Below are 23,094 nucleotides of genomic sequence, written 5' to 3' on the forward strand. Positions count from 1 at the left end.
AGCACAACAAGAGCGAAAGCAAAGGCAGAAGCAGAGCTATGGGTATCGAACAACATCAGGTGAAGGCGGCGGAGTTGCTGCATGCGGCCGGCATCCTGCCGGTGGTGACGATTCATACGCTGGACCAGGCGCGTGCAGTCAGTGCGGCGTTGCTGGAAGGCGGATTGCCGGCGATCGAGCTGACGCTGCGGACGCCGGTGGCGATGGAAGCGCTGGCGATGCTCAAGCGCGAACTGCCGGATGTGGTGGTCGGCGCCGGTACGGTGCTGACGGTGGAACAGATGCAGCAGTCCATCGATGCGGGCGCGGATTTCCTGGTGACCCCGGGCACGCCGCCGGTGCTGGCCGATGCGCTGGCTGCGGCACCGCTGCCGGTGGTGCCGGGTGCGGCGACGCCGACCGAGCTGCTGTCGCTCTACGCGCGCGGCTTCCGTGTCTGCAAGCTGTTCCCGGCCACGGCCGTGGGTGGCCTGGCCATGATCAAGGGCGTTGCCGGCCCGATTGCCGACCTCAAGCTGTGCCCGACCGGCGGCATCACCGAGAACACTGCCGCCGAGTACCTGGAGCAGAAGAACGTGGTCTGCATCGGTGGCTCGTGGATGGTGCCGGGCAACTGGATCGACGCCGGCCAGTGGGACAAGGTGCGCGAAAGCGCGGCGCAGGCCGCGAAGATCGTCAAGCGCGTACGCGGCCACTGAAACAGTACGGGGTCAGAGCCCTTTCCCGCAGGGAAAGGGATCCGACCCCTGGCTGCGAGCGCGCGCAGCGCGCGACCCGCCCCCGCTCTTCCTTCTTCATTCCGCGGTAGCGGCGCACGGAACCTGTCCGTGGCCCTGCGGAGGGATTGCGCAGGGGCGTAAGCGCCATGGATGGCGCGCCCGAGCCTCCAGGGATGGATTCACGGCGTCCCCTGCGCAATCCCTCCGCAGGGCCAACCCCATGAAACCCACCGCACACCGCGAGGGGCTCAGCCGTTGGCCGAAACCCTTACAGCGGCCGCGCCGGATCCACCAACCCATACTGGCTGGCCATCCGCGCCAACGCGATGTTGTCGTGGATTCCCATCTTCTCGAACAACCGCGCCTTGTGCGTGTTGACCGTCTTCGCGCTCAGGCTCAGACGGCGGGCGATGTCTTCCTGGCGCAGGCCCTGGGTCAGCAGCAATGCCACTTCCAGCTCACGCGGCGACAGGTTGTCGAATGGCGAGCCGTTGCCTTCCACCGTGGACAACGCCAGGTTCTGCGCGATGCTCGTGCCCAGGTAACGCCGTCCGGCGGCCACGTCACGCACCGCGCGCAGCAGTTCCTGCGCATCGCAGCCCTTGCCGATATAACCGGCGGCGCCGGCCTCGAGCAGGCGCTTGGGCAGCGGACCGTCCTCCAGCACCGACACGATGACCACCCGCGTGCTGCGGTGGCCCCGGACGATGCGCTCGGTCACTTCCATTCCGCTCACCCCGGGCAGGTGCAGATCACACAGCACCACGTCCGGTTGCAGCTGGCGGATAGCGGGCAGCGCGTCTTCGCCCGTCTCGGCCTCGCCCACCACTTCAATGTCGGTTTCACTCGACAGTATCATCTTCATCCCGGTGCGGACCAACGCGTGGTCATCCACCAGGTAGACTCGAATCGTCATTCACGTACCTCTTCGAATGCGGCCAATACGGGTCAACCTAGGCAGGAGCACCTGACCACTGCAAGCGCGGATGTTGCGCAATTCCGGCGTTCTGCCTTGCGCATCACATTCTTCACGCACTGATCGTGCCCCTTGCCCTGCAGAACCCGCTACAACGAAACAACCCGTCCCTCAGGTAGACGCCCTTGGGAGGGCATCCACGTCACTCCCCTTGCGTGATCGCTTCGCTGGCCGTCGCTGGCGGCGAACCGTGCCGTCGCCATGGATGACGGCGGCTGAACATGACCAGGTAGCACCCTACCACCCAAACCAGCGCGGCACACCATCCGGCCAGGATGTCCGAGGGGTAATGCACCCCCAGATAGACCCGGGAAACGCTTACCAGCAGGCTGAACGACGGCGCCAGCAGCAGCACCGGCCAGCGCCAGCGGGTATTCCAGGCCAGCAGCACCAGGGTGACCGCCAGGGTCATCGAGCCCATCGCGTGGCCGCTGGGGAAACTGAACGTGGATTCCGGCGCGATCGATTCCCACAGGCTGGGCCGGTCACGCTGGAAGAAGTGCTTGCTGCCCATGTTCAGCAGCGCGGACCCTACAAAGCTCACGGCCACGAAGGTCGCTTCGCGCCACCGCCGGTGCCAGGCCAGTGCGCCGACAATCAGCACATCGGCCGGAATCAGGAACCACTCGTAACCCAGTTTCGACAGCAGCACGAAGATGCGGTCCAGCCACGGCGAATGCAGGCCGTGCATCTGCCACAGCAGCGGCGCATCGAAATGGAAGGACTCGAACTCGTGCACCTCGTCGGCCAGGGCGACGAATCCGGCCAGCGGCAGCAGCACACCGGCAAACAGCAACAGCAGCCGCCAGGCATTGCGCGCCATCCAGTGGCGGAAACCGGAGGCTGGCTCCGGTGCAGCGAGGATCGTCGGCTTACCCGGCGCTTCGGACATAGGTGCGTTCAACGTAATCATCGATCAGGGCGACGAATTCCTGGGCGATGTTCTCGCCACGCAGGGTCACCTTCTTCTCGCCATCGACGAACACCGGCGCCGACGGTGCTTCGCCGGTACCCGGCAGCGAGATGCCGATGTTGGCATGGCGCGACTCACCCGGCCCGTTGACCACGCAGCCCATCACCGCCAGGGTCATGTTCTCCGCGCCCGGATGCTGGATCTTCCACAGCGGCATCTTTTCGCGCACGTGTGTCTGCACCACCTTGGCCAGTTCCTGGAAGAACTCCGAGGTGGTACGGCCGCAGCCCGGGCAGGCCGTGACCAGCGGGGTGAACGCGCGCTGGCCGGTGGTCTGCAGCAGTTCCTGGGCAACGATCACTTCCTGCGTGCGCGACTGGCCCGGCTCGGGCGTCAGCGAAATGCGGATGGTGTCGCCGATGCCTTCCTGCAGCAGCACGCTCAGCGCCGCCGCCGAGGCGACGATGCCCTTGCTGCCGATACCGGCTTCGGTCAGGCCCAGGTGCAGGGCGAAATCCGAACGCTGGGCCAGGTCGCGGTAGACCGCGATCAGTTCCTGCACGCCACTGACCTTGGCCGAAAGGATGATGCGATCGCGCGGCAGACCGATGTCCACGGCCTGCTCGGCCGAATCCAGCGCCGAACGGATCAGCGCCTCGCGCAGCACGCGGCCGGCGTCCCAGGGCTGTTCGCGATGGTTGTTCTCGTCCATCAGCTTCGCCGCCAGGGCCTGGTCCAGCGAGCCCCAGTTGGCGCCGATGCGCACCGGCTTGTTGTAGCGGATGGCGAACTCGATCAGCTGGGCGAACTGCAGGTCCTTTTTCTTGCCGAAGCCCACGTTGCCCGGGTTGATGCGGTACTTGGCCAGCGCTTCGGCACAGGCCGGTTCGGCCGTCAGCAGCTGATGGCCGTTGTAATGGAAGTCACCGATCAGCGGTACATCGATGCCCATCATCGCCAGCTTGTCGACGATGCGCGGGATCGCCGCCGCCGCTTCGACCGTGTTGACGGTCAGGCGCACCATTTCCGAACCGGCGCGCCAGAGCTCGGCGACCTGCTTCACGCTGGAAGCCACGTCGGAGGTGTCGGTGTTGGTCATCGACTGCACCACCACCGGCTTGCCACCGCCCACGGTGACTCCACCGATCTGGACCGATTGGGTCAGGCGACGGGGCCAGGCAGTGGCATCGGAGGGCGCTGTAGGGCGGGTGACGGCGTCATGCATGCGGGCATTCTAACGCCCGCCCCGACCTTGCGGGTGTGTCGCATTCAGGCGGCAGTGCGGCTGCGGCCGATTGTCGCAGGCAGGCATCCCCGCGAACGCATACGATGGGCGCGAATGACCGGTCCCGACGCCCCGTTTCTCCGAACCCTGTGCAGCCTGCGCTGGCTGGCCGTGGCTGGCCAGGCGGCCACCATCCTGGTCGCCACCTGGGTGCTGGGACTGCCGTTGCCGCAACTGCCGTTGTGGTCGGGCGTGGCCGTGCTTGCCGTATTCAACCTGTATACGCAGCTGCGCCCGGAACCTGCCGATACCGCGCCGCTGACCGCCTTCGGCCACATCCTGGTGGACGTGATCATCCTCACCTGGATGGTCAGCTGGAGCGGCGGCATCGCCAATCCGTTCGGCTCGCTGTTCCTGATCCTGATCGCCCTGGCCGCGTTCGCCCTGCCCCTGCGCTGGGCCCTGGCCGTGGCCAGCGCCTGCCTGCTGGGCTATGCCGCCAGCGGACTGTTCGGGCAACCGTTGCCGGCCGGCTACTTCAACGCACTGGACCTCAATCGCTGGGGCGTGATCGCCACCTTCCTGCTGTCCGCTGCGGTGGTACTGATCTTCTCCACCCGGCTGGCGATCGCCCTGCGCGAGCGCGAGCTGGAACTGTCGGCGCTGCGCGAACGCTTCGCGCGCAACGAAGGCATCGTCGCCCTGGCCACGCATGCGGCCTCGGTGGCGCACGAACTGAACACACCGCTGGCGACCATGACCCTGCTCGCCGACGACGTGGCCGAGCGCAGCGAAGAGCCGGAAGTACGCGAGGACATGGAAACCCTGCGCGAGCTGCTGGTGCAATGCCGCGAGCGCGTGCTGGCACTGGCCGCGCCGGCCTCCAACGACCGCCCCGGCCGCGCCCACTCCACGGCCCAGCAGGTGCTGGAGCAGTGGCGGCTGGTGCGCCCGACCATCGACCTGCATCGCAACGACGACGCACCGCTGCGCCTGCCGCTGGACCCGGGCGTCGGCCACCTGCTGATGGTGCTGCTGAACAACGCTGCCGATGCCGGCGAGCAGGCCGGACGACCGCGCGTCGACCTCAGCCTGCGCATCGAAGGCGACGATCTGATCGGCGAAGTACGCGATTACGGCCATGGCTTCGATGCCCGCGCCGCCGTGCTGCCGGGCAAGCTGTTCGGCAGCAGCAAGAGTGAAGGCATGGGCGTCGGGCTTGCCCTGTCCCATGCCACCATCGAACGCCTAGATGGCGAGATGTGGATGCGCCCGGCCCAAGGGGCCGGTAGCCGCGTCGGCTTCCGCCTGCCGTTGGCCCCCCGCGAGGAATGACCATGACTGCTTCCACCCTTGGCCTGCTGGTCGACGACGACGAACTCTACCTGCGCACGCTGCAGCGCAGCCTGGCCCGTAAAGGGCTGGAGACGCAGACCGCACAGGATGCCGCCAGCGCACTGGCACTGGCCCGCCAGCATCCGCCAGCGTTCGCACTGATCGATCTGAAGCTGGGCAGCGATTCCGGCCTGGCGCTGATCCAACCGCTGCGCGCGCTGCGTGCGGACATGCGGATCCTGCTGGTGACCGGCTATGCAAGCATCGCCACCGCGGTGGAGGCGATCAAGCTCGGCGCCGACGACTACCTGCCGAAGCCATCGACAGTGCCGATGATCCTGCGCGCGCTGGGCGAAGAAGACGATGGTCCCGCCGATGACGGCGAGATGGAAGTGCCCGATGCGATGACCCCGATCAGCCGCCTGCAGTGGGAACACATCCAACAGGCGATGCATGAAACCGGCGGCAACGTGTCGGCGGCCGCGCGCCTGCTCGGCATGCACCGGCGTTCGCTGCAGCGCAAGCTGGCCAAACGGCCGAGCCCGGAGCGCGATCCGAGTCGGTGAATGTCCGGCATCCCGCAACGGGATGTCGGTAGCGCACGCTAGGTCACCCCCCCCAGCAGCACGCCCACCTCGACGCCCTGCTGCTTGGCCTCGGCTTCGACTTCCGCAATCCATCGATCCACTCCGCCACGCAGCAGATCGGCCCGACTGGGCAGGACGTCGCGTGCAGGGGTATACAGATCGAGCAGCAGCCGGTTGCGGGCCTCGACTGTCATGGCCGCGTCGCCAGATCGATCAGCGATGGCGTCAGCGCGCGCCAGGCCTTGCTCATCCACGCACCGTTCGCCGTGACGCAGCAGAACCAGCACCGGCACAGCGGTACCCTCCTGCACGGCCGCCTGCAGTCGATCGTGTCCGTCCAGCACCACATGTGCTTGCAGGCCACTGACCCACATCAGCAGCACCGGTGGCAGTAATCCTGCCCGGGTCTGCCTTGCCCAAGCCTTGACCCGCCCATCCGCGGCCAGTGATGGCGTCCGCAACAGGACGGGAGGCAGGCAGTCGCCGTGCATCACGTCCGACCAGCTCAAGTTATCAACCGCCGGTCGGGCCAGCGCATCTGATGCGAGCGTGAGCGGCATCCGCGCACGCTCTGCGCCATGCAGCGTCGGCTGCAGCAGCCATTCGCCCTGGGCCAGCGGAGATCGATCCGAACGGGCAAGGGCCTGCGCGAAATGGCGTGCCCAAGCTGCGGCAGTCCGCACCGGATCATGCGAGTGCAACGCCCGCGCCTCGGCAGCCGTGATCGGTGGAATGATCGCAGGCGAGGCCGGGGAGGCGCCGCGAAGCAGGTCCACGCCGAAGTAGTCGGGCTCCACCCTCGCCCACAACATGGGGCGATCCTCGGTACCGACCCGCATCCGGTCCGGCGGGCACACCGAAACCACAAGCGCAGGGCGCAGGGGGGCCGACACGGTCAGGTGCAGACCCGCCCACGACTCGGGCTGCCTTCGTCGAACGAGGTCGCGCCAGTGCATCGAAATATGCATCCGGCGCGGCGCGCTCAGCCCTTCAGCTGCGCCAGGATCTCGCGGGTCATCGGATCGGCGATTGCCACATCCTCACCCTGCAGAGCGGGCAGCAGGCCACTGGCCAGCTGCTTGCCCAGCTCGACGCCGAACTGGTCGAAGGCATTGATGTTCCAGATTACCGACTGCACGTACACCGCGTGCTCGTACATCGCGATCAAGGCGCCCAGCGCCTGCGGGGTGAGCGCGTCGAGCAGGATCATCGTGCTCGGGCGGCCGCCCGGATAGTCGCGGTGCGGATCGTCGCTGCCCTGGCCGTTGGCCAGTGCTTCGGTCTGCGCCAGCAGGTTGGCCATCAGCGCCTGGTGGTTGACCGTATACGGGTCGTCGTTGTGCACGCAGCCGATGAAATCGGCCGGAATGATGCTGGTGCCCTGGTGCAGGGCCTGGAAGAAGCTGTGCTGCACGTCGGTGCCGGCACCGCCCCACCACACCGGCACGGTGTCGGTGGTGACCGGCTGGCCATCGCGCTGCACGCGCTTGCCCAGGCTTTCCATCACCAGCTGCTGCAGGTAGGCCGGCAGCAGCGCCAGGCGCTGGTCGTAGGTCATCACCGCGTGCGTGGCAGAGCCCAGCAGATTGCGGTTCCAGATGTCGGTCAAGCCGTGCAGCACCGGCAGGTTGCGCTCCAGCGGCGCGTCCAGCGCATGCGCATCCATCTGCGCGGCACCTTCCAGCAACTGCTCGAAGCGCTCGAAGCCGATGGCCAGTGCGATCGGGAAACCGACGGCCGACCACAGCGAATAGCGGCCACCCACCCAATCCCACATCGGCAGCACACGATCGGCGGCGATGGCGAAGGCCTTGGCGGCGCGCTCCGGATTGGCGCTGACCGCGTACAGGCGGTCGCTGCCGCCCAGCCAGTCATGCAGGATCTGGCCGTTGAGCAGGGTTTCCTGGGTACCAAAGGTCTTGGAAATGAGGATGCCAGCGGTCTTCGCCGGATCCAGCGTGGCCAGCGTGCGCTGCATGGCGGCGCCGTCCACGTTCGACACGAAATGCACGCGCAGGCGTGCACCTGTGACCGGACGCAGCGCGTCGGCGACCAGGCGCGGACCGAGATCGGAACCACCGATACCGACGCTGACCACATCGGTCACGCCACTGTCTTCCAGCGCGCGCACCAGCACACCCATGCGCTGGCGGATGCCGCGCGCGGTGGCATAGGCCTCGGCCGCCACCGGCGCATCGACCACATCACCACGCAGCGCGGTGTGCAGCGCAGCGCGGCCTTCGGTCAGGTTGACCTGCTCGCCACGGAACAGGCGCGTGATGGCACCGCCGACATCACGTTCGGCAGCCAGCGCCAACAGCGCCTGCAACGCCGCGGCATCGTATTTCTGCCGGGCGAAGTTGACATACAACGGACCGACCCGCAGCGCCAGGTCCTGCACACGGCCGGGTTCGGCGGCGAGCAGGCTGGGAATGCTTGCGCCCTTCAGGCGCTGGGCGTGGGAATGCAGCGAGTCGAATCCGTTGTTCGTTGTCATGCGGCCTGGGTCGGGATCGTGTCGTTGGTGTGGGAGATCTGGTTGTTGCCATCAACGTACACCAGCTTCGGCTTGAAGCTGTCGGCTTCCTGCTCGGTCATGCTGGCGAAGGCGGCAATGATGATGATGTCACCGACCTGCACGTGGCGCGCGGCGCCACCATTGAGCGAGACGACGCCGCTGCCGGCTTCGGCGCGGATCGCATAGGTCGAGAAGCGCGCACCGTTGGTCACGTCCCAGATGTGCACCTGCTCGAATTCACGGATGCCAGTGGCAGCCAGCAGGTTGTCATCGATGGCGATCGAGCCTTCGTAGTTCAGCTCGGAATGGGTGACGGTGGCGCGGTGGATCTTGGTCTTGAGCAGGGACAGGTGCATGGGGGCGCTGCAACGGCAAAGGAAAGAGCGGATTCTAGCACCCGCTTGGCCGTCATCAGGGGGCTGGGACGGGACGCTGAAGACCGTTCAGGCGCCCTCGACCGGTAGTGCTGCCGGGGCATGCCCGCAGACGCCCTGCAGCGACAGGCCGAACACCGCATGGAAGGTCAGCCCGGCGACCAGGCCAAAGCCGCCCGCGGCCAGCACCGACAGGCCGTAGCTGATCACGTCGAAGGTATCGACATAGCGCAGGCGCTGCAGCAGCGGACCATTGTCCGCGCCCGGCCAGGCACAGGTCGCCATGGCCAGCGCGCCCAGACCGAACCCCACGAGCAGGAAGGCGGTCCGGCGCAGACGCCGCTGGGACTGCAGGATCAGCGCCATCGGCAGCAACACCGCGATGGCGTTGCACACGCCCAGCACGAACATCAGCGCACCGCCGGTGAGTGCCGGTACGGGCGTACGCGCGAAGTCGAGCGCGAACAACAGGGCGCCCATCAGCTGGGCAGGCACCATGCCGGCGGCCAGTACCGCCAGGATCGAGGCCCGGGCAAGACGGCCGGTAGTGGTGGGGGTATTCATTTCCGGTCTCCCGTCCATGGGAAGGTGAGAGGCGCCCGCTGCGGGCGCCCCTGAGCCGCATGCGGCTCAGAACTCCAGGTTGTCGATCAACCGGGTGGTGCCCAGGCGGGCGGCGATCAGGGCCACGCGGCCACCGCCATCAAAGGTCGGTTCGGCCAGCTCCGGGGTGCGCAGCACCGCGTAATCCACCTGGAAGCCGGCCGCCTGCAGCGCAGCGACGGCGTCGGCCTCGATGCGTTCACGGCCGTGCCCGGCGACATAACCTTCGCGCATGCCCAGCAGGGTGCGATGAAGGGTGGTCGCCAACGGGCGCTGCTCGGCGCTGAGGTACTGGTTGCGCGAGCTCTTGGCCAGGCCATCCTCATCCCGCACGATCTCGGCACCGACGATCTGGATCGGGAACGACAGCTCGGCCACCATCTGCTTGATGACTGCCAACTGCTGGTAGTCCTTGCGGCCGAACACGGCCACGTCCGGCTGTACCTGCAGGAACAGTCGCGCCACCACCGTGCACACGCCATCGAAATGGCCCGGGCGGCTGGCGCCTTCCAGCACTTCACTGACGCCCGGCGCATGCATCTGCGTGGTCTTGTCCACGCCCAGCGGGTACATCGCTTCGACGCTGGGCAGCCACACTGCATCGCAGCCCACCTGCTCCAGCCCGGCCACATCGGCTTCGGGGGTGCGCGGATAGCGACTGAAATCCTCGTTCGGCCCGAACTGCGTCGGGTTGACGAAGATGCTGGCCACCACCTTGTCGGCGTACTGCTTTGCCAGCGTGATCAGCGCGTGGTGCCCGCCATGCAGGTTGCCCATGGTCGGCACCAGCGCCACGCGCAGGCCCTCGCCCTTCCACTGCGCGATCTGCGCGCGCAGTGCACCGAGTTCGTTGAAGGTCTGGATCATTGGGCGTACGCGTGCTCTTCGTCGGGGAAGCTGCCATCGCGCACGGCATCGGCGTAGGCGCGGGTGGCACCGGCCACCGAGCCACCTTCGGCCAGGAAGTCCTTGACGAACTTCGGACGACGGTGGCCACTGTCCAGGCCGAGGAAGTCGTGCAGCACCAGCACCTGGCCATCGCACTGCGGGCCAGCACCGATACCGATGGTCGGCACGGGAACGGCAGCGGTGACGGCAGCGGCAACCGGCGTCGGCACGCATTCGAGCACCATGATGCTGGCGCCCGCCTCGGCAACGGCCTTGGCGTCTTCCACCAGCTGGCGCGCGGCATCGCCACGGCCCTGGATCTTGAAGCCACCCAGGCGCAGCACCGACTGCGGGGTCAGGCCCAGGTGCGAGCAGACCGGAATCTCACGCTCGACCAGGTAACGGATGATGTCGACCTTGAAGCCGGCACCTTCGATCTTGACCATCTCCGCGCCTGCCTGCAGCAGCTGCAGCGAAGCATCCAGCGCGCGTTCCGGGGTGGCATCGGCGCCAAACGGCAGGTCGGCGATCAGCAGCGCGCGCTGCAGCACGCGGGCGACCGCGCGGGTGTGGTAGACCATGTCGGCGACGGTCACCGGCAGGGTCGAATCGTGGCCCTGCACGACCATGCCCAGCGAATCGCCGATCAGGATCAGGTCGACACCATTGGCATCGAACGTGCGGGCGAAGCCTGCGTCGTAGGCGGTCAACATGACCAGCTTCTGGCCATTGCGCTTGGCCTCGGCCAGGGCGGGAACGGTCCAGGGCTTGCTGTCTGCGTGGGTGCTCATGTGCTGATAACCGGGGGAGATAACCCGGGCATTATCACCCTAACGGCGCGATCCCGCAGGCATCCACCCGCATCACTGCATCCCGCACGCGGCCATGGCCGGGAATGGCCAGATCGGCGGCGATTTCGGCCAATGGCACCAACACGAACGCACGCTCGTGCAGGTAGGGATGCGGCACTTTCAGCTCGGGCAGGTCCAGCACCTGCTCGCCGAACAGCAGCAGGTCCAGATCCAGCGCACGCGGTCCCCAGTGCACGGCGGGGTCGCGTACGCGGCCGAAGCGCTGCTCCAGCGCGAGCATGGCCTGCAGCAGTGCGACAGCGGACAGGTCGGTGTCGACCGACGCCACTGCGTTGACGAAGGGTGGCTGGTCCTCGTTGCCCCATGCCGGCGTCGCGTACAACCGCGACGCCTGCGTCAGCCGGGTTCCGGGCAGGTCGCCCAGCGCGGCAATGGCCGCGCGGACGGTGTTGGCTGCGTCGCCCAGATTGGCGCCCAGCCCGATCCAGGCACCGGTCATGGATTACTCGGCAGCACCGGCAGCTGCGCCGTCTGGACGACGACGGCGACGACGACGCTTGCGCGGCGCCCCACCCTCCTCATCACCGGCCTCGCTGTGCAGGGAATCCAGCGACGAATCCAGCTCCTGCCCGGACTGCGCCTGCGCTTCGCGCCAGAACGCGACGTCGGCTTCGTGCTCTGCCGATGCCACCTGGCGCAGGGCCAGGAAATCGAAGGCGGCACGGAAACGGGGATGGCTGAGCGTGCGCATCACGCGCTTGCGCTGACGCGAACTGAAGCGCGCCTGCAGCAGCCAGATCTCCTGCATCGGCAGCGAGAAACGGCGCGGCAATGCGATGGTGCTCAACTGCTGCACGGTGACGCGGTCGGCGGCGCGACGCTGCGCCTCTTCCGGTGCCACGCCCTGCTTGAGCAGGGTTGCCTGCGCGCGGCAATAGGCCGGCCACAGCAACAGCGCGAACAGGAACGCCGGCGACACGGGCTCGTCGTTGGCCACGCGTGCATCGGTGTTGGCCAGGCCCTCGATCAGCATGCGGCGCAGCGCGCCGGTACGGTTCGACTTCAGCGCCTTGGCGCTTTCCGGGAACAACACGTCGAACAGGCCATAGCGCTCCAGTCCTTCGAAGCTGGCCACGCCGTGCCCGGACAGGAACAGCTTCAGGACTTCTTCGAACAGGCGCGCCGGTGCGGCTTCATTGAGCAGGCCGGCCAGCTGCGGGATCGGTGCGGCGGTGCCCTCTTCGATCTGGAAGCCGAGCTTGGCCGCCAGGCGAACCGCACGCAGCATGCGCACCGGGTCTTCCTGGTAGCGCTGCACCGGGTCGCCGATGAGCTTCATCAGGCGTGCCTGCACATCTTCGAAGCCGCCGGTGTAGTCACGCACCGAGAAGTCCTCGATGGCGTAGTACAGGGCATTGCAGGTGAAGTCGCGGCGGATGGCGTCGTCTTCGATGCTGCCGTACACGTTGTCGCGCACGAGCATGCCGTTTTCCATCTCGCGGTCGCCGCTGCCGTCATCGATGTTGGCACGGAAGGTGGCGACTTCGATGATCTCGCGGCCGAACACAACATGGGCCAGGCGGAAACGGCGGCCGATCAGGCGGCAGTTGCGGAACAACTGCTTGACCTGTTCGGGCGTGGCATCGGTGGCCACGTCGAAATCCTTGGGTTGGCCATTGACCAGCAGATCGCGCACCGCGCCACCGACAAGGTAGGCGCCGAAGCCGGCATCGCGCAGTCGATAAAGCACGCGCAAAGCGTTCGGGCTGATGTCCTTGCGGGAGATCGTGTGCTGGTCGCGCGGGATGACGCGCAGGCTGAACGGTGATGTAGCAGAGGAAATGATGTTGGCGCTTCCGGTTGAAGTTTCGGGATTGCCCAATGGCATCGAGGTGCATATACTAGCGCTCCTGCACCGGCAGCGACACACTGCTCCCTTCGTCTAGTGGTTAGGACGTGGCCCTCTCAAGGCTAAAACAGGGGTTCGAGTCCCCTAGGGAGCACCAGTCGCCGCAGCAGGAACCGAAAAAGCCCGCCTTGTGCGGGCTTTTCTGTTTTCCGGATTCTCGATTCCAACGGGCGTGGTCGCTTTTGCGCCTCCCTGTTCCTGCGCGGGAGGGGGCGGGCCACCCTTTCCTGGACACGCTAAAGCCCATCCATGGTGCTCGATGGCGCCATCCTTGGCGCCAACGGTCCAGGAAAGGGTGGCCCGCCCCCTCCTGACAATTTTCCGCGACGGCGGCCGCAACAGACTCGGCCCCAGGCTTTGAAGCATCCGCCGAAGCCGTATGGCCGGGCGCGAAGGCGGGGCAGCCCGAGCCGGGACCGTTGGCGCCATGGATGGCGCCATCGAGCCCCCAGGGATGGGTTTACGGCGTGTCCCGGCTTGGGCTGCCCCGCCTTCGCTATCGACGACAATCAGGCGCCGACGAAATGCAACCGAAGCCAGGCACACGTCAGCCTTCCATCTGCTCCAGTTCCTTGCCCTTGGTCTCGCGCACGTAGCGGACGACGAAGATGATCGAGAGGATCGCGGCGACGGTGTAGATGCCGTACGCACCGGCCAGGCCGATGCCGGCCAGCAGCATCGGGAAGGTCACGGTGATCGCGAAATTCGACGTCCACTGCGCCGCACCGGCCACGGCCAACGCCGGGCCGCGGATCTGGTTCGGGAACATCTCGCCCAGCATCACCCACATCACCGGGCCCCAGGACATGTTGAAGAACACCACGTAGACGTTGGCCGCTACCAGCGCCAACCGGCCCATGCCGTCGGACAGCTGCAGGCGACCATCGGCCAAGCTGCCACTGGCGAAAGCGACCACCATCAGCACCAGGGCCACCGACATGCCGACCGACCCGACCCACAGCAGCGGCTTGCGGCCGATGCGATCGATCAGCACCACCGTCAGCAGGCAGGCGCCGATGCTCAGCGCACCCGACAACACGTTGATCAGCAGCGCGTCGCTTTCGGAGAAACCCACCGCCTGCCACAGCACGGCGCCGTAATAGAACACCACATTGATGCCGACCAGCTGCTGGAACATCGCCAGGCCGATGCCGACCCAGACGATGGGACGCAGCTTGCCGGTGGCCTTGTTGAGCAGGTCGCCGAAACGCGGCTTGTGCTGGTCCTGGGCCAGGCTTGCTTCGATCTCGGCCTGCTTGTTCACCGCGGCGCGTTCACCGTACAACCGCCCGAGCACCGCCCTCGCCTGCGCCTGCCGGCCCTTCATCACCAGGAAGCGCGGGCTCTCCGGAATCACCAGCAACAGCAGAAGGAACAACAGTGACGGCAGCGCCTGCATCCAGAACATCCAGCGCCATGCCTCCTGCCCCAGCCAGAGCGGCTCGGTCGAGGCGCCCGCCGCCCGGGCCAGCAGATAGTTGCTGAGGAACGCCGCGAACAGGCCGCAGATGATCGCCATCTGCTGCACGGTCGCCAGCCGGCCGCGATAGCGCGCCGACGCGACTTCGGCGATGTAGGCTGGCGACATCACGCTGGCCGCACCGACGGCGAATCCGCCGAGCACGCGCGCGCAGACGAACAACCAGGACGCATGTGCGGCGCCGGCACCCAGCGCCGACACCAGAAACATCACGGCCGCCCCGATCAGCACGCCACGACGTCCCAGCCGATCACCCAGCCAGCCGGCTGCGAACGCGCCGATCGCGCACCCCAGCAGCATCGAGGCGACCTCGAAGCCGAGCGCGGCCTCGCTGGAGTTGAAGGCCTGGCGCAGGCCGTCGACGGTGCCATTGATGACGCCACTATCGAAGCCGAACAGGAAACCGCCGAGGGTGGCGGCGCAACTGATCAGGACGATGAAGGCCGTGTTCTCACCGCCATTGGAGGCGGCACCGGGCTGGACTGGCGACATGAAGGATCCTGCAAGGAAGGGGGCCGACCGAAGCGGGCCGGCGGCCCTGGCAGCGTCGCACAGGGCGGGCATGCCGCCAAATGGGCATTACGGGCGCCAATCTGCCCCACTTTCACACGGCAACCGACACCGGGGGCCAACCTGTTCTAGAATTGGCAGGTTCAGAAAGCGATTCACCCCCTACCCATGCCCTTTGTCGTCACCGAAAACTGCATCAAGTGCAAACACACCGATTGCGTGGAAGTGTGCCCCGTGGATTGCTTCCACGAAGGCCCGAACTTCCTGGTGATCGACCCGGACGAGTGCATTGACTGCACCCTCTGCGAACCCGAGTGCCCGGTCAACGCGATCTTCCCGGAAGACGATGTTCCCGCTGGCCAGGAAGGTTTTGTCGCCCTCAATGCAGAACTGGCGAAGGAGTGGCCGGTACTGACCGTGCGCAAGGACCCGCCGGCCGACGCCGGTGAGTGGGACGGCAAGCCGGACAAGCTGAAGCTGCTGGAGCGCTGAGGCGCCGGTACTGCTGCCTGGTAGGTGCCAACCTTGGTTGGCACACAAGCGCCGGCCAAGGCCGGCCTCTATCAAGGCAGGTACCAACCTGCAGGCAATGAAAAGGGCGCCCAGGGCGCCCTTTTCCGTTCTTGCCCTGGTAGCTGCCAACTTTGGTTGGCACAAAGGCCCCGACCAAGGTCGGCCTCTACCACGGCAGGTACGAACCCGCAGGTCCGCACCCACCGGACCGGCCATTACGGGGCCAGCTTCGCCTTCAGTGCGGCAATCAGCTTCACCGGCGCTGCGGCGGTGGCCGGCAGGCCACGCGGGTCGACGGCGGAGATGTACGCACCGGCGTCGACGGCGACCACGCGGACCAGGAAGTTGCTGCCTTCATAGGCCACGTCGTACGAGCCCAGCAGCTGCGCGCGGGTAGCGATGGTCAGGCCTTCCACGCCTTCCAGCGCGGTACCGACCTTGGCGAAGGCTTCATCCTTGCTGCCGGCAACGGTGAAGCCGGTGGCGCTGACGGCCGGGGTGGCGGCAGCCGGGGTGGCCGGCTTGGTCGCCGAGCTCAGGGTCGGCACCTGGTTGTTGCCGGCGCCTGCCGGCAGGTTCAGGTCCGGCGGCACTTCCAGCGGACGCACTTCCGGGGCCAGGGCATAGTCACCCTTGACGCCACGCTTGAAACAACCGGTGGTGCCGGCGGCGACAGCTACAGCAAGCAGCGCGTAGGACAGCACGCGGACGGCGGAAACGGATTGGCGCATGTGAATCTCCTGGATCAGACCAAGACGGAAGGTCAGTGGCTGGAAAGGGCTTCGAGGGCGGCGATATCGCCGGCGAGATGGTCGGCGGCAGGCGTATGTGCTGCCGAAAGCGGCAGCAGCGGCAGGCGCAGATCGTGACCGATGCCGATCCGACGCAACAGCGCCTTGACCGGAATCGGGTTGGATTCGATACCGCAGAAGTCATGGAACGGCTGCAGGCGCGCATCCCAGGATTCGACGGCTTCATGGTCGCGGGCAGCGGCCAGGTCGCACATCCGGCGGTAGGCGCCGGGCAGCACGTTGGAACCGACCGAGATCAGGCCGTCCATGCCGGCCTGGATCGAACGTGCGGCAGTGCCGTCATCACCGGTGAGCACGGCGAAGGTCGCGCTGCGCAGGTCCAGCAGCGCGCGCACGCGGCCGGTATCACCCACCGCTTCCTTGATGCCGACGATGTTCGGATGGCTGGCGAGCTCGGCCACGGTCTCCGGCAGCATGTCGCAGCCGGTACGGCCGGGCACGTTGTACAGCACCACCGGCAATCCGGCCTGGTCAGCGACCGCGCGGTAATGCGCGATCAGGCCAGCCTGGGTCGGCCGCACGTACGGCGGGGTGACCACCAGCGCGTGGGTGGCACCGAGCGCGGCGGCGCGGCGGGTCTGCTCGATGGTCTTGGCGGTGCCGGACAGGCCGGTGCCGGCCAGGACCGGAACGCGGCCGGCGATGCGTTCGACCGCGCTGGCCAGCAGCTGGTCGTACTCCGCATCGGACAGGGTGGCTGCCTCGCCGGTGGAGCCGGCAACGACAACGCCTTGGACGCCGCCCTCCAGCTGCAGGTGCAGCAGGCGCTGCCAACCGTCGGGGTCGAGTGCACCGTCGGCCCGGAAGGGGGTCGCCAGCGCGGTGATGAGGCCGGAAAGGGACAAGGACGTGCTGCTCTTGGCTGGGGAGGGAAAACGCCCGCCACGAAAGGCCGGGGGCGATCTGAATGTTACTTGCGGCGCGAAAGCACGGGCAAGTATGCTGGACACCGGTGGATCCCCGCCTCTGGCGGGCATTCAGACTAACGCATGCATTACCCGGAATCGCCTTGACCGACACCACCCCGCGCCCAGCGCCGAGCGAAAACCACCTCCTGATCAACGCCTATACGACGCATCCGGAGTCCCCCCTGTTGTCCGTTACCCGCCGCATCGCCGACAGCGGGTGCAATCTGGTGGATGCACGCCTGGCCACCGTGGGCCGCGATGTCTCGGTGACCGCACTGGCCACCGGCTCCTGGGATTCGGTCGCCAAGCTGGAAGCGATGCTGACCCGGCTCGAGCGCGAGGAAGGCCTGAAGCTGGTCTGGTACCGCACCGAAGCCAAGCAGGCGCAGTCCAACCTGCTGCCGTACATCGTCGAGGTGATCGCCGCCGACAAGCCGGGCATCCTGTTCCAGCTGGCCGATTTCTTCGATCGCCAGGGCATCACCATCGAGACCCTGCAGAGCACGCGTTACCGCGCCATGCAGACCGGTGCGGAAATGTTCAGCGCACAGGTCACCATCGGTGTGCCGGCCAACATGCACATCGCTGCCCTGCGCGACGATTTCCTCGAGTTCTGCGACCACTTGAACCTGGACGCGATCATGGACCCGATGAAGTTCTGATTGAAACCCTTAATTTTTCGCGCGCTCCTCACGGGCGCGTGGCGTTTCATGCAATTGTCGTAGAAAGAACCCAGGCTCGACAGAAGGACCTCATGAACAACGGCGATACCCTGGACAGCACCACCCTCTCCCTGCCGCTGGCACTGTCCGGCGGTGCCCAGGCCACCCTCGGCGATTACGCCGGCCAGTGGCTGGTGCTGTACTTCTACCCCAAGGACAGCACCCCGGGCTGCACCACCGAGGGCATCGACTTCAACGCACTGCTGCCCGACTTCAGGAAGGCGGGCGCGGTCGTGCTTGGCGTCTCCCGCGACTCGGTGAAGTCCCACGACAACTTCTGTGCCAAGCAGGGCTTCGCGTTCCCGCTGGTCAGTGATGCCGACGAAGCGCTGTGCACCGCCTTCGACGTCATCAAGATGAAGAACATGTACGGCAAACAGGTACGTGGCATCGAGCGCAGCACCTTCCTGATTTCCCCCGACAGCCGCATCGTGCAGTCATGGCGCAAGGTCAAGGTCGCCGGCCATGCCGACGCCGTGCTTGCCGAACTGAAGGCCCATCCGTCCAAGTGAGTCCCATCGCCCACTTTGTCCGCCACCACCCTGCCCTGCAGCAGGTCGTGGTGGTTTTTCCCTGTCCGTAACCAGGAACCGATGATGACCCGAGGCAAGCGCATCTACGTGCTGGATACCAACGTGCTGATGCACGATCCCACCGCGCTGTTCAAATTCGAGGAGCACGATGTCTACCTGCCCATGCAGGTGATCGAGGAGCTGGACAACGGCAAGAAGGGCATGACCGAAGCGAGCCGCAATGCGCGCCAGGTCAGCCGCTTCCTCAACGAGCTGGTGCAGGCTTCGGGCCTGGACAACCTGGCCGAGGGCATTCCGCTGCAGCGGCCGCAGGGCCTGCAGCTGCGCGGCAAGCAGAGCGTTGGCCTGCTGCGCTTCCAGACCAGCCATTTCGACGCGGGCAAGAGTTTTGGCAAGGTCATCCCGGACAACGCCATCCTCGGCGCGATCCTGGCGCTGAAGGAAGAAACCCCTGAAATCCCGGTGGTGTTCGTCTCCAAGGACATCAACCTGCGGATCAAGGCGGCCATCGCCGGGATCGTTTCGGAAGACTACGAGAACGATCGTGCACTGGACGATTTCAGCCTGCTCTACACCGGCGCCACCGAGTTGCCGGAAGACTTCTGGAAGCGCCACGGCGACGATCTGCGCAGCTGGAGCGACAAGGGCCGCACCCATTACGAAGTGCTCGCCCAGGACGGCGAAGAGTGGTACCCGAACCAGTACGTCTACCTGCCGGGCGAAGACGAGGTCGAGCTGCGTGTCAGCAAGATCGTCGGCGATGGCAAGGTGGTGCTGTCCCTGGTCGATGACTTCCGCCACGGCAGCCATGCCGTGTGGGGCATCAGCGCGCGCAACCGCGAGCAGAACTTCGCGCTCAACGCACTGATGGACCCGGAAATCGACTTCGTCACCCTGCTCGGCACCGCCGGCACCGGCAAGACCCTGCTGGCGCTGGCCGCCGGCCTGGCGCAGACGATGGACCAGCAGCGCTACCGCGAGATCATCATGACCCGCGCCACGGTCAGCGTCGGCGAGGACATCGGCTTCCTGCCCGGCACCGAGGAAGAGAAGATGACGCCGTGGATGGGCGCGTTGACCGACAACCTGGAAGTGCTGACGCACAACCAGGAAGGCGGCACGTGGGGCCGCCAGGCGACCAACGACCTGCTGGCCAGCCGCATCAAGATCCGCTCGATGAACTTCATGCGCGGCCGTACGTTCCTGTCGCGTTACCTGATCCTGGACGAGGCGCAGAACCTGACGCCCAAGCAGATGAAGACGTTGATCACCCGTGCCGGCCCCGGCACCAAGATCGTCTGCCTGGGCAACGTCGAACAGATCGACACCCCGTACCTGACCGAAACCACGTCGGGCCTGACCTACGCCGTGGACCGCTTCAAGAACTGGCCACACAGCGCGCACATCACGCTGCGTCGCGGTGAACGCTCGCGGCTGGCTGATTACGCGTCGGAGGTGTTGTGAACCGTTGCACCCGCCTGCTGCTGCCATCGATGGCGGTCGCCATTACCACGCTGCTCGGTGCCTGCGCGACCACGCAGGGACCGGCCAGCGTGCCGACCACCGAACGCAGTGGCCAGTCCTGGGTGGTCACCCGCCCGATCATCGCCGCGCAGGTACTCGACACCTGCTCGCGCCCCAGCCCCGGCCGCGAGGCCGGGCGGGTCAGCGGCTACTGGGCACCGAGCCGGCAGCAGGTGGACCAGCTGGAAGCGAAGCTGCCAGCGCTGGAAACGCAGGTGCCGCACGTCATGGATTTCGACCGCCAGTACGTCGGCATCGAGCTGGACGGAAAGCAGGTGATCTACATCAACGCGTTCCACCTGCCTGAAGACAACAGTCTGCGACCCGCCCGCGAAGCGGTGCGGGTCTGCGATGGTGGCGCGCAGTTCTGGGGCGCGGTCTTCGATCCGGCCAGCGGCACCTTCAACGAGCTGCAGTTCAACGGCGGCTTCGGCGGGCCCTGAGGGCCTGCCATGGGAATCCGCCTGCCCACCTGGGTCTGGATCGGCGCGGTCGCGCTGTCGTGCGTGGCCGGCATGGTCAATGTGGTCGGCTTCCTGGGTTTTGAACACCAGGCGGTCAGCCACATGACCGGCAGCACCAGCCAGCTCGGCATGGCGTTGGCGCAGGGGGATTGGCGCGCGGTCGGCCACCTGTGGGGTCTGCTGATCGCGTTTTCATTGGGCGCGATGGTCAGCGGGCTGCTGATCCAGGACAGCGCACTGCAGCTGGGCCGCCGCTACGGCGTCGCGCTGGCGTTGGAATCACTGTTGCTGCTGGCGGCTATTCCGCTGTTCAAGCAGCATCAGATATGGGGCGCACTGGCAGCCGCGATGGCGTGCGGACTGCAGAATGCGATGGCCACCACGTTCAGTGGCGCCGTCGTACGCACCACCCATCTCAGCGGCATGTTCACCGACCTCGGCATCGGCCTCGGCCACCTGCTGCGCGGACTCCCGCTGCAGGTACGACGCCTGACCCTGAGCGGCCTGATCATCAGCGGCTTCCTCGCAGGCGGCGTCATCGGCGCCTGGCTGTTCGTGCGCTGGCAGTACGACGCCCTGCTCGCCCCTGCCCTGCTGACCGGCCTGACCGGACTGGGCTATGTGTCCTACCAGCAATGGGCACGCTGGCGGCGCTGAGCATGGCGTCATCCACGCATGGCGTGGATCTACGATGTTCATCCGATTATTTCCGCGATATCCACGCATGGCGTGGATCTACTGCAGGAAGCCGTCAGAGGCGGGGCGGTGTGGGGCTGCAGGACCGTTGGCGCCATGGATGGCGCCATCGAGCCCCCACGGACGGGTTTACGGCGTGTCCTGCAGCCCCACACCGCCCCGCATCCCACCAGATGCCGCCGTTGCTCCAGGTGTTGCTGTTGCCTCTGCGGGTGCCGGGTGCAACCCGGCCGGCACTACCCCCACACTGGGCAGCACGGCACAATCACTGCATGAGCCCGACCACCCCCGTTTCCGCCCTGACCATCGCCGGCTCCGATTCTGGCGGTGGCGCCGGCATCCAGGCCGACCTGAAGGCCTTCGCCGCGCATCGCGTGCACGGCCTGTCGGTGATCGCCGCGCTGACCGCGCAGAACACCCGCGGCGTCAGCGCCGTGCACGTACCACCGATCGACTTCCTGCGCGCGCAGATAGAGGCCTGCTTCGACGACTTCGACATCCACGCAGTGAAGCTGGGCATGCTGGCCAACGCCGAGGTGATCCACGCCGTGGCCGATGCCCTTGAACGCCATCGACCACCGCACGTGGTGCTGGACCCGGTGATGGTCGCCACCAGCGGCGCGCGCCTGCTGGAGGACAGCGCGCTGCAGGCAATGCGCGAACGGCTGCTGCCACTGGCCACCCTGGTCACCCCCAATGCACCGGAAGCGGAGTTGCTGGTGGGCCACAGCATCGCCAATGGCAATGACGCGGAGCAGGTCGCCGCCTCACTGCTTGATCTGGGTGCCGGTGCGGTGCTGTTGAAGGGCGGTCACCTGCACGAAGGCAACCGCGTGGTCGACCGTTACTTCGATGGCGTCAGCAGCGAAGAATTCAGTCATGCCCGCCTGCCACTGGATGCGCACGGCACGGGCTGCACGCTGGCTTCGGCCATCGCCGCGCAGCTGTGCAACGGTCTGAGCCTGGCCAATGCCTGCGAAGCCGGCATCGATTACGTGGCGCGCGGGCTGCAGCAGGGCTATGCGCCCGGCCGCAGCGAGGTGCTGGTGCTGGATCATTTCGGCGCGGCACCGCACGCATGAGCGATTCGCCACGCGCACTTGCCGTGGACAGCGGCGATGGCCACCGTTACGAGGTCATCGCCTGCGTACCTGCACAGCCGCTGGCTAGGCTGTTGTGGCTGCCGGCGCTGGGCGTGGCCGCACGCCATTACCTGCCGCTTGCGCAGGCACTGGCAGCCAAGGGCGTGGCGGTTTACCTGCACGAATGGCGCGGCAATGGCAGCAGCTCGCTGCGCCCGTCGCGCACCGAGGATTGGGGCTATAAACAGATTCTCGACCACGACCTGCCGGCCAGTCAGACCCTGCTCGCCGATGCCGATGCTGGCCAGAACGTGCTGCCCTGGATCATCGGTGGTCACAGCCTGGGCGGTCAGCTGGCCTGCGTGCATGCCGGGCGCCAGCCACAGGCATTCGATCGATTGTGGCTGGCCGCCAGCGGTACACCGTTCTGGCGCACGTTCCCGCCACCACGCGGCTGGTTGCTGCCACTGATCTATCGCTTCCTGCCATGGATCGCGCGACGCCAGGGCGTGCTTCACGGGCGCCGATTGGGCTTCGGCGGCACCGAAGCACGTGGATTGATCGCCGACTGGGCGCGCGTAGGGCTGAACAATCACTACGCTGCCGTCGGCATGGACGAGGATCTGGACGCGCAGATGGCGCGTGTGCATGGCAGTGCGCAGGCGGTGCTGATGGAACACGATTGGCTGGCGCCTATCGGATCGATGCAGGCGCTGCTGGCGAAACTGCCGAATGTCGCCTCACAGCTGCGCGTGCTTTCTGCGCAGGACCTGGGTACGCGAGCTGACCACTTCGCGTGGATGAAACACCCGGAGGCTGTCGCAGAGGCGTTTTTCATTCAGTTGGGTGAAAATTTTCACAAAAGCGTTGACGACTCGCGCCGACATCCGCATAATTCCGCTCCTGTCGCAGGGCGCCCGTAGCTCAGTTGGATAGAGTACCTGGCTACGAACCAGGCGGTCGGGAGTTCGAATCTCTCCGGGCGCACCAC

Annotated in this window: 25 protein-coding genes and 2 tRNA genes; 13 read left to right on the top strand and 14 right to left on the bottom strand. The window is 66.6% G+C overall.

Annotated features, from left to right (window positions below; translation table 11 throughout):
- Positions 1-38 precede the first annotated feature (38 nt).
- Positions 39-698 carry a bifunctional 4-hydroxy-2-oxoglutarate aldolase/2-dehydro-3-deoxy-phosphogluconate aldolase gene (locus tag QOL57_RS02510; protein ID WP_089240347.1) on the top strand — a complete coding sequence of 220 codons (660 nt, stop codon included), beginning with the start codon at positions 39-41 and terminating at the stop codon, positions 696-698.
- Between the two features lie 289 nt (positions 699-987).
- On the opposite strand, the gene QOL57_RS02515 is transcribed toward QOL57_RS02510, so the two are convergent.
- The 3 genes from QOL57_RS02515 to ispG all read right to left on the bottom strand — a co-directional run bounded on the left by QOL57_RS02515 (position 988) and on the right by ispG (position 3,833).
- A complete protein-coding gene (locus QOL57_RS02515; protein ID WP_025878804.1) occupies positions 988-1,635 on the bottom strand; it encodes a response regulator in 648 nt (215 codons plus the stop codon).
- A gap of 202 nt (positions 1,636-1,837) precedes the next feature.
- Positions 1,838-2,587, bottom strand: coding sequence for a phosphatase PAP2 family protein (locus QOL57_RS02520; protein ID WP_089240345.1), 750 nt, complete (start codon positions 2,585-2,587; stop codon positions 1,838-1,840).
- Entirely contained in the window at positions 2,568-3,833 is a 1,266-nt protein-coding gene (gene ispG / locus QOL57_RS02525; RefSeq protein WP_089240343.1) for a flavodoxin-dependent (E)-4-hydroxy-3-methylbut-2-enyl-diphosphate synthase, read from the bottom strand. The genes QOL57_RS02520 and ispG overlap by 20 nt, the downstream gene beginning before the upstream one ends.
- A 114-nt stretch (positions 3,834-3,947) precedes the next feature.
- Here ispG and QOL57_RS02530 point away from each other — a divergent pair, with 114 nt between their 5' ends.
- Both QOL57_RS02530 and QOL57_RS02535 read left to right on the top strand, forming a co-directional pair.
- Positions 3,948-5,168: an ATP-binding protein gene (locus QOL57_RS02530; protein ID WP_089240341.1), complete on the top strand. Its 1,221-nt coding sequence runs from the start codon at positions 3,948-3,950 to the stop codon at positions 5,166-5,168.
- The gene (locus QOL57_RS02535) at positions 5,165-5,734 is read left to right on the top strand and encodes a response regulator transcription factor (RefSeq protein ID WP_032952096.1); all 570 of its coding nucleotides are present in this window, start codon (positions 5,165-5,167) and stop codon (positions 5,732-5,734) included. Before QOL57_RS02530 ends, QOL57_RS02535 begins: the two co-directional genes overlap by 4 nt.
- Positions 5,735-5,772: 38 nt before the next feature.
- On the opposite strand, the gene QOL57_RS02540 is transcribed toward QOL57_RS02535, so the two are convergent.
- The 8 genes from QOL57_RS02540 to pcnB form a co-directional block, all read right to left on the bottom strand.
- Positions 5,773-6,711 carry a hypothetical protein gene (locus QOL57_RS02540; RefSeq protein ID WP_141134257.1) on the bottom strand — a complete coding sequence of 313 codons (939 nt, stop codon included), beginning with the start codon at positions 6,709-6,711 and terminating at the stop codon, positions 5,773-5,775.
- Positions 6,712-6,737: 26 nt separating this feature from the next.
- Positions 6,738-8,252 (bottom strand): glucose-6-phosphate isomerase, encoded by a 1,515-nt coding sequence (gene pgi / locus QOL57_RS02545; protein ID WP_089240337.1) that lies wholly within the window; start codon positions 8,250-8,252, stop codon positions 6,738-6,740.
- Positions 8,249-8,629, bottom strand: coding sequence for an aspartate 1-decarboxylase (gene panD, locus QOL57_RS02550; protein WP_004153087.1), 381 nt, complete (start codon positions 8,627-8,629; stop codon positions 8,249-8,251). Before panD ends, pgi begins: the two co-directional genes overlap by 4 nt.
- 87 nt (positions 8,630-8,716) lie before the next feature.
- Positions 8,717-9,211 (bottom strand): hypothetical protein, encoded by a 495-nt coding sequence (locus QOL57_RS02555; RefSeq protein ID WP_089240335.1) that lies wholly within the window; start codon positions 9,209-9,211, stop codon positions 8,717-8,719.
- A gap of 66 nt (positions 9,212-9,277) precedes the next feature.
- Positions 9,278-10,117: a pantoate--beta-alanine ligase gene (gene panC / locus QOL57_RS02560; protein ID WP_089240333.1), complete on the bottom strand. Its 840-nt coding sequence runs from the start codon at positions 10,115-10,117 to the stop codon at positions 9,278-9,280.
- On the bottom strand, positions 10,114-10,929 hold the full coding sequence (panB, locus tag QOL57_RS02565) for a 3-methyl-2-oxobutanoate hydroxymethyltransferase (protein WP_089240331.1): 816 nt from the start codon (positions 10,927-10,929) through the stop codon (positions 10,114-10,116). Before panB ends, panC begins: the two co-directional genes overlap by 4 nt.
- Before the next feature lie 34 nt (positions 10,930-10,963).
- Positions 10,964-11,449, bottom strand: coding sequence for a 2-amino-4-hydroxy-6-hydroxymethyldihydropteridine diphosphokinase (gene folK, locus QOL57_RS02570; RefSeq protein ID WP_089240329.1), 486 nt, complete (start codon positions 11,447-11,449; stop codon positions 10,964-10,966).
- 3 nt (positions 11,450-11,452) lie between these two features.
- The gene (gene pcnB / locus QOL57_RS02575; RefSeq protein WP_089240327.1) at positions 11,453-12,832 is read right to left on the bottom strand and encodes a polynucleotide adenylyltransferase PcnB; all 1,380 of its coding nucleotides are present in this window, start codon (positions 12,830-12,832) and stop codon (positions 11,453-11,455) included.
- A 49-nt stretch (positions 12,833-12,881) separates the two neighbouring features.
- Between pcnB and QOL57_RS02580 the strand changes: the two genes are divergently transcribed.
- Positions 12,882-12,956, top strand: a tRNA-Glu gene (locus QOL57_RS02580).
- A gap of 450 nt (positions 12,957-13,406) precedes the next feature.
- Here the strand turns inward: QOL57_RS02580 and QOL57_RS02585 are convergent.
- A complete protein-coding gene (locus QOL57_RS02585; protein WP_089240325.1) occupies positions 13,407-14,831 on the bottom strand; it encodes a sugar porter family MFS transporter in 1,425 nt (474 codons plus the stop codon).
- A gap of 186 nt (positions 14,832-15,017) precedes the next feature.
- Here QOL57_RS02585 and fdxA point away from each other — a divergent pair, with 186 nt between their 5' ends.
- Positions 15,018-15,341, top strand: coding sequence for a ferredoxin FdxA (fdxA, locus tag QOL57_RS02590; RefSeq protein WP_005409054.1), 324 nt, complete (start codon positions 15,018-15,020; stop codon positions 15,339-15,341).
- Positions 15,342-15,577: 236 nt separating this feature from the next.
- Here fdxA and QOL57_RS02595 read toward each other — a convergent pair whose 3' ends face one another.
- On the bottom strand, positions 15,578-16,093 hold the full coding sequence (locus QOL57_RS02595) for a hypothetical protein (RefSeq protein ID WP_089240323.1): 516 nt from the start codon (positions 16,091-16,093) through the stop codon (positions 15,578-15,580).
- A 32-nt stretch (positions 16,094-16,125) separates the two neighbouring features.
- On the bottom strand, positions 16,126-17,019 hold the full coding sequence (gene dapA / locus QOL57_RS02600; protein ID WP_089240321.1) for a 4-hydroxy-tetrahydrodipicolinate synthase: 894 nt from the start codon (positions 17,017-17,019) through the stop codon (positions 16,126-16,128).
- Positions 17,020-17,183: 164 nt separating this feature from the next.
- Here dapA and QOL57_RS02605 point away from each other — a divergent pair, with 164 nt between their 5' ends.
- The 8 genes from QOL57_RS02605 (at position 17,184) to QOL57_RS02640 (ending at position 23,093) form a co-directional block, all read left to right on the top strand.
- Positions 17,184-17,744 carry a glycine cleavage system protein R gene (locus tag QOL57_RS02605; protein ID WP_025879444.1) on the top strand — a complete coding sequence of 187 codons (561 nt, stop codon included), beginning with the start codon at positions 17,184-17,186 and terminating at the stop codon, positions 17,742-17,744.
- 92 nt (positions 17,745-17,836) lie between these two features.
- Positions 17,837-18,316: a peroxiredoxin gene (locus QOL57_RS02610; protein WP_089240319.1), complete on the top strand. Its 480-nt coding sequence runs from the start codon at positions 17,837-17,839 to the stop codon at positions 18,314-18,316.
- Between the two features lie 84 nt (positions 18,317-18,400).
- Positions 18,401-19,801, top strand: a complete 1,401-nt coding sequence (locus tag QOL57_RS02615) for a PhoH family protein (protein WP_089240317.1) — start codon at positions 18,401-18,403, stop codon at positions 19,799-19,801.
- Positions 19,798-20,304: a hypothetical protein gene (locus QOL57_RS02620; protein WP_089240315.1), complete on the top strand. Its 507-nt coding sequence runs from the start codon at positions 19,798-19,800 to the stop codon at positions 20,302-20,304. The genes QOL57_RS02615 and QOL57_RS02620 overlap by 4 nt, the downstream gene beginning before the upstream one ends.
- A gap of 9 nt (positions 20,305-20,313) precedes the next feature.
- A complete protein-coding gene (locus QOL57_RS02625; protein WP_059063786.1) occupies positions 20,314-20,982 on the top strand; it encodes a YoaK family protein in 669 nt (222 codons plus the stop codon).
- A 311-nt stretch (positions 20,983-21,293) separates the two neighbouring features.
- A complete protein-coding gene (gene thiD / locus QOL57_RS02630) occupies positions 21,294-22,103 on the top strand; it encodes a bifunctional hydroxymethylpyrimidine kinase/phosphomethylpyrimidine kinase (protein ID WP_089240313.1) in 810 nt (269 codons plus the stop codon).
- Positions 22,100-23,026: an alpha/beta fold hydrolase gene (locus QOL57_RS02635; RefSeq protein WP_089240311.1), complete on the top strand. Its 927-nt coding sequence runs from the start codon at positions 22,100-22,102 to the stop codon at positions 23,024-23,026. The genes thiD and QOL57_RS02635 overlap by 4 nt, the downstream gene beginning before the upstream one ends.
- Positions 23,017-23,093, top strand: a tRNA-Arg gene (locus QOL57_RS02640). The genes QOL57_RS02635 and QOL57_RS02640 overlap by 10 nt, the downstream gene beginning before the upstream one ends.
- Position 23,094 lies beyond the last annotated feature (1 nt).

Source organism: Stenotrophomonas sp. yr243 (assembly GCF_900184195.1).
Classification (GTDB): domain Bacteria; phylum Pseudomonadota; class Gammaproteobacteria; order Xanthomonadales; family Xanthomonadaceae; genus Stenotrophomonas; species Stenotrophomonas lactitubi.

What these genes read in the sequence shown, in the direction of transcription:
- QOL57_RS02510 (WP_089240347.1), top strand. Translation starts at nt 39, where the DNA reads ATGGGTATCGAACAACATCAGGTGAAGGCGGCGGAGTTGCTGCATGCG.
- QOL57_RS02515 (WP_025878804.1), bottom strand. Translation starts at nt 1,635, where the DNA reads ATGACGATTCGAGTCTACCTGGTGGATGACCACGCGTTGGTCCGCACC.
- QOL57_RS02520 (WP_089240345.1), bottom strand. Translation starts at nt 2,587, where the DNA reads ATGTCCGAAGCGCCGGGTAAGCCGACGATCCTCGCTGCACCGGAGCCA.
- ispG (WP_089240343.1), bottom strand. Translation starts at nt 3,833, where the DNA reads ATGCATGACGCCGTCACCCGCCCTACAGCGCCCTCCGATGCCACTGCC.
- QOL57_RS02530 (WP_089240341.1), top strand. Translation starts at nt 3,948, where the DNA reads ATGACCGGTCCCGACGCCCCGTTTCTCCGAACCCTGTGCAGCCTGCGC.
- QOL57_RS02535 (WP_032952096.1), top strand. Translation starts at nt 5,165, where the DNA reads ATGACCATGACTGCTTCCACCCTTGGCCTGCTGGTCGACGACGACGAA.
- QOL57_RS02540 (WP_141134257.1), bottom strand. Translation starts at nt 6,711, where the DNA reads ATGCACTGGCGCGACCTCGTTCGACGAAGGCAGCCCGAGTCGTGGGCG.
- pgi (WP_089240337.1), bottom strand. Translation starts at nt 8,252, where the DNA reads ATGACAACGAACAACGGATTCGACTCGCTGCATTCCCACGCCCAGCGC.
- panD (WP_004153087.1), bottom strand. Translation starts at nt 8,629, where the DNA reads ATGCACCTGTCCCTGCTCAAGACCAAGATCCACCGCGCCACCGTCACC.
- QOL57_RS02555 (WP_089240335.1), bottom strand. Translation starts at nt 9,211, where the DNA reads ATGAATACCCCCACCACTACCGGCCGTCTTGCCCGGGCCTCGATCCTG.
- panC (WP_089240333.1), bottom strand. Translation starts at nt 10,117, where the DNA reads ATGATCCAGACCTTCAACGAACTCGGTGCACTGCGCGCGCAGATCGCG.
- panB (WP_089240331.1), bottom strand. Translation starts at nt 10,929, where the DNA reads ATGAGCACCCACGCAGACAGCAAGCCCTGGACCGTTCCCGCCCTGGCC.
- folK (WP_089240329.1), bottom strand. Translation starts at nt 11,449, where the DNA reads ATGACCGGTGCCTGGATCGGGCTGGGCGCCAATCTGGGCGACGCAGCC.
- QOL57_RS02585 (WP_089240325.1), bottom strand. Translation starts at nt 14,831, where the DNA reads ATGTCGCCAGTCCAGCCCGGTGCCGCCTCCAATGGCGGTGAGAACACG.
- fdxA (WP_005409054.1), top strand. Translation starts at nt 15,018, where the DNA reads ATGCCCTTTGTCGTCACCGAAAACTGCATCAAGTGCAAACACACCGAT.
- QOL57_RS02595 (WP_089240323.1), bottom strand. Translation starts at nt 16,093, where the DNA reads ATGCGCCAATCCGTTTCCGCCGTCCGCGTGCTGTCCTACGCGCTGCTT.
- QOL57_RS02610 (WP_089240319.1), top strand. Translation starts at nt 17,837, where the DNA reads ATGAACAACGGCGATACCCTGGACAGCACCACCCTCTCCCTGCCGCTG.
- QOL57_RS02615 (WP_089240317.1), top strand. Translation starts at nt 18,401, where the DNA reads ATGACCCGAGGCAAGCGCATCTACGTGCTGGATACCAACGTGCTGATG.
- QOL57_RS02625 (WP_059063786.1), top strand. Translation starts at nt 20,314, where the DNA reads ATGGGAATCCGCCTGCCCACCTGGGTCTGGATCGGCGCGGTCGCGCTG.
- thiD (WP_089240313.1), top strand. Translation starts at nt 21,294, where the DNA reads ATGAGCCCGACCACCCCCGTTTCCGCCCTGACCATCGCCGGCTCCGAT.
- QOL57_RS02635 (WP_089240311.1), top strand. Translation starts at nt 22,100, where the DNA reads ATGAGCGATTCGCCACGCGCACTTGCCGTGGACAGCGGCGATGGCCAC.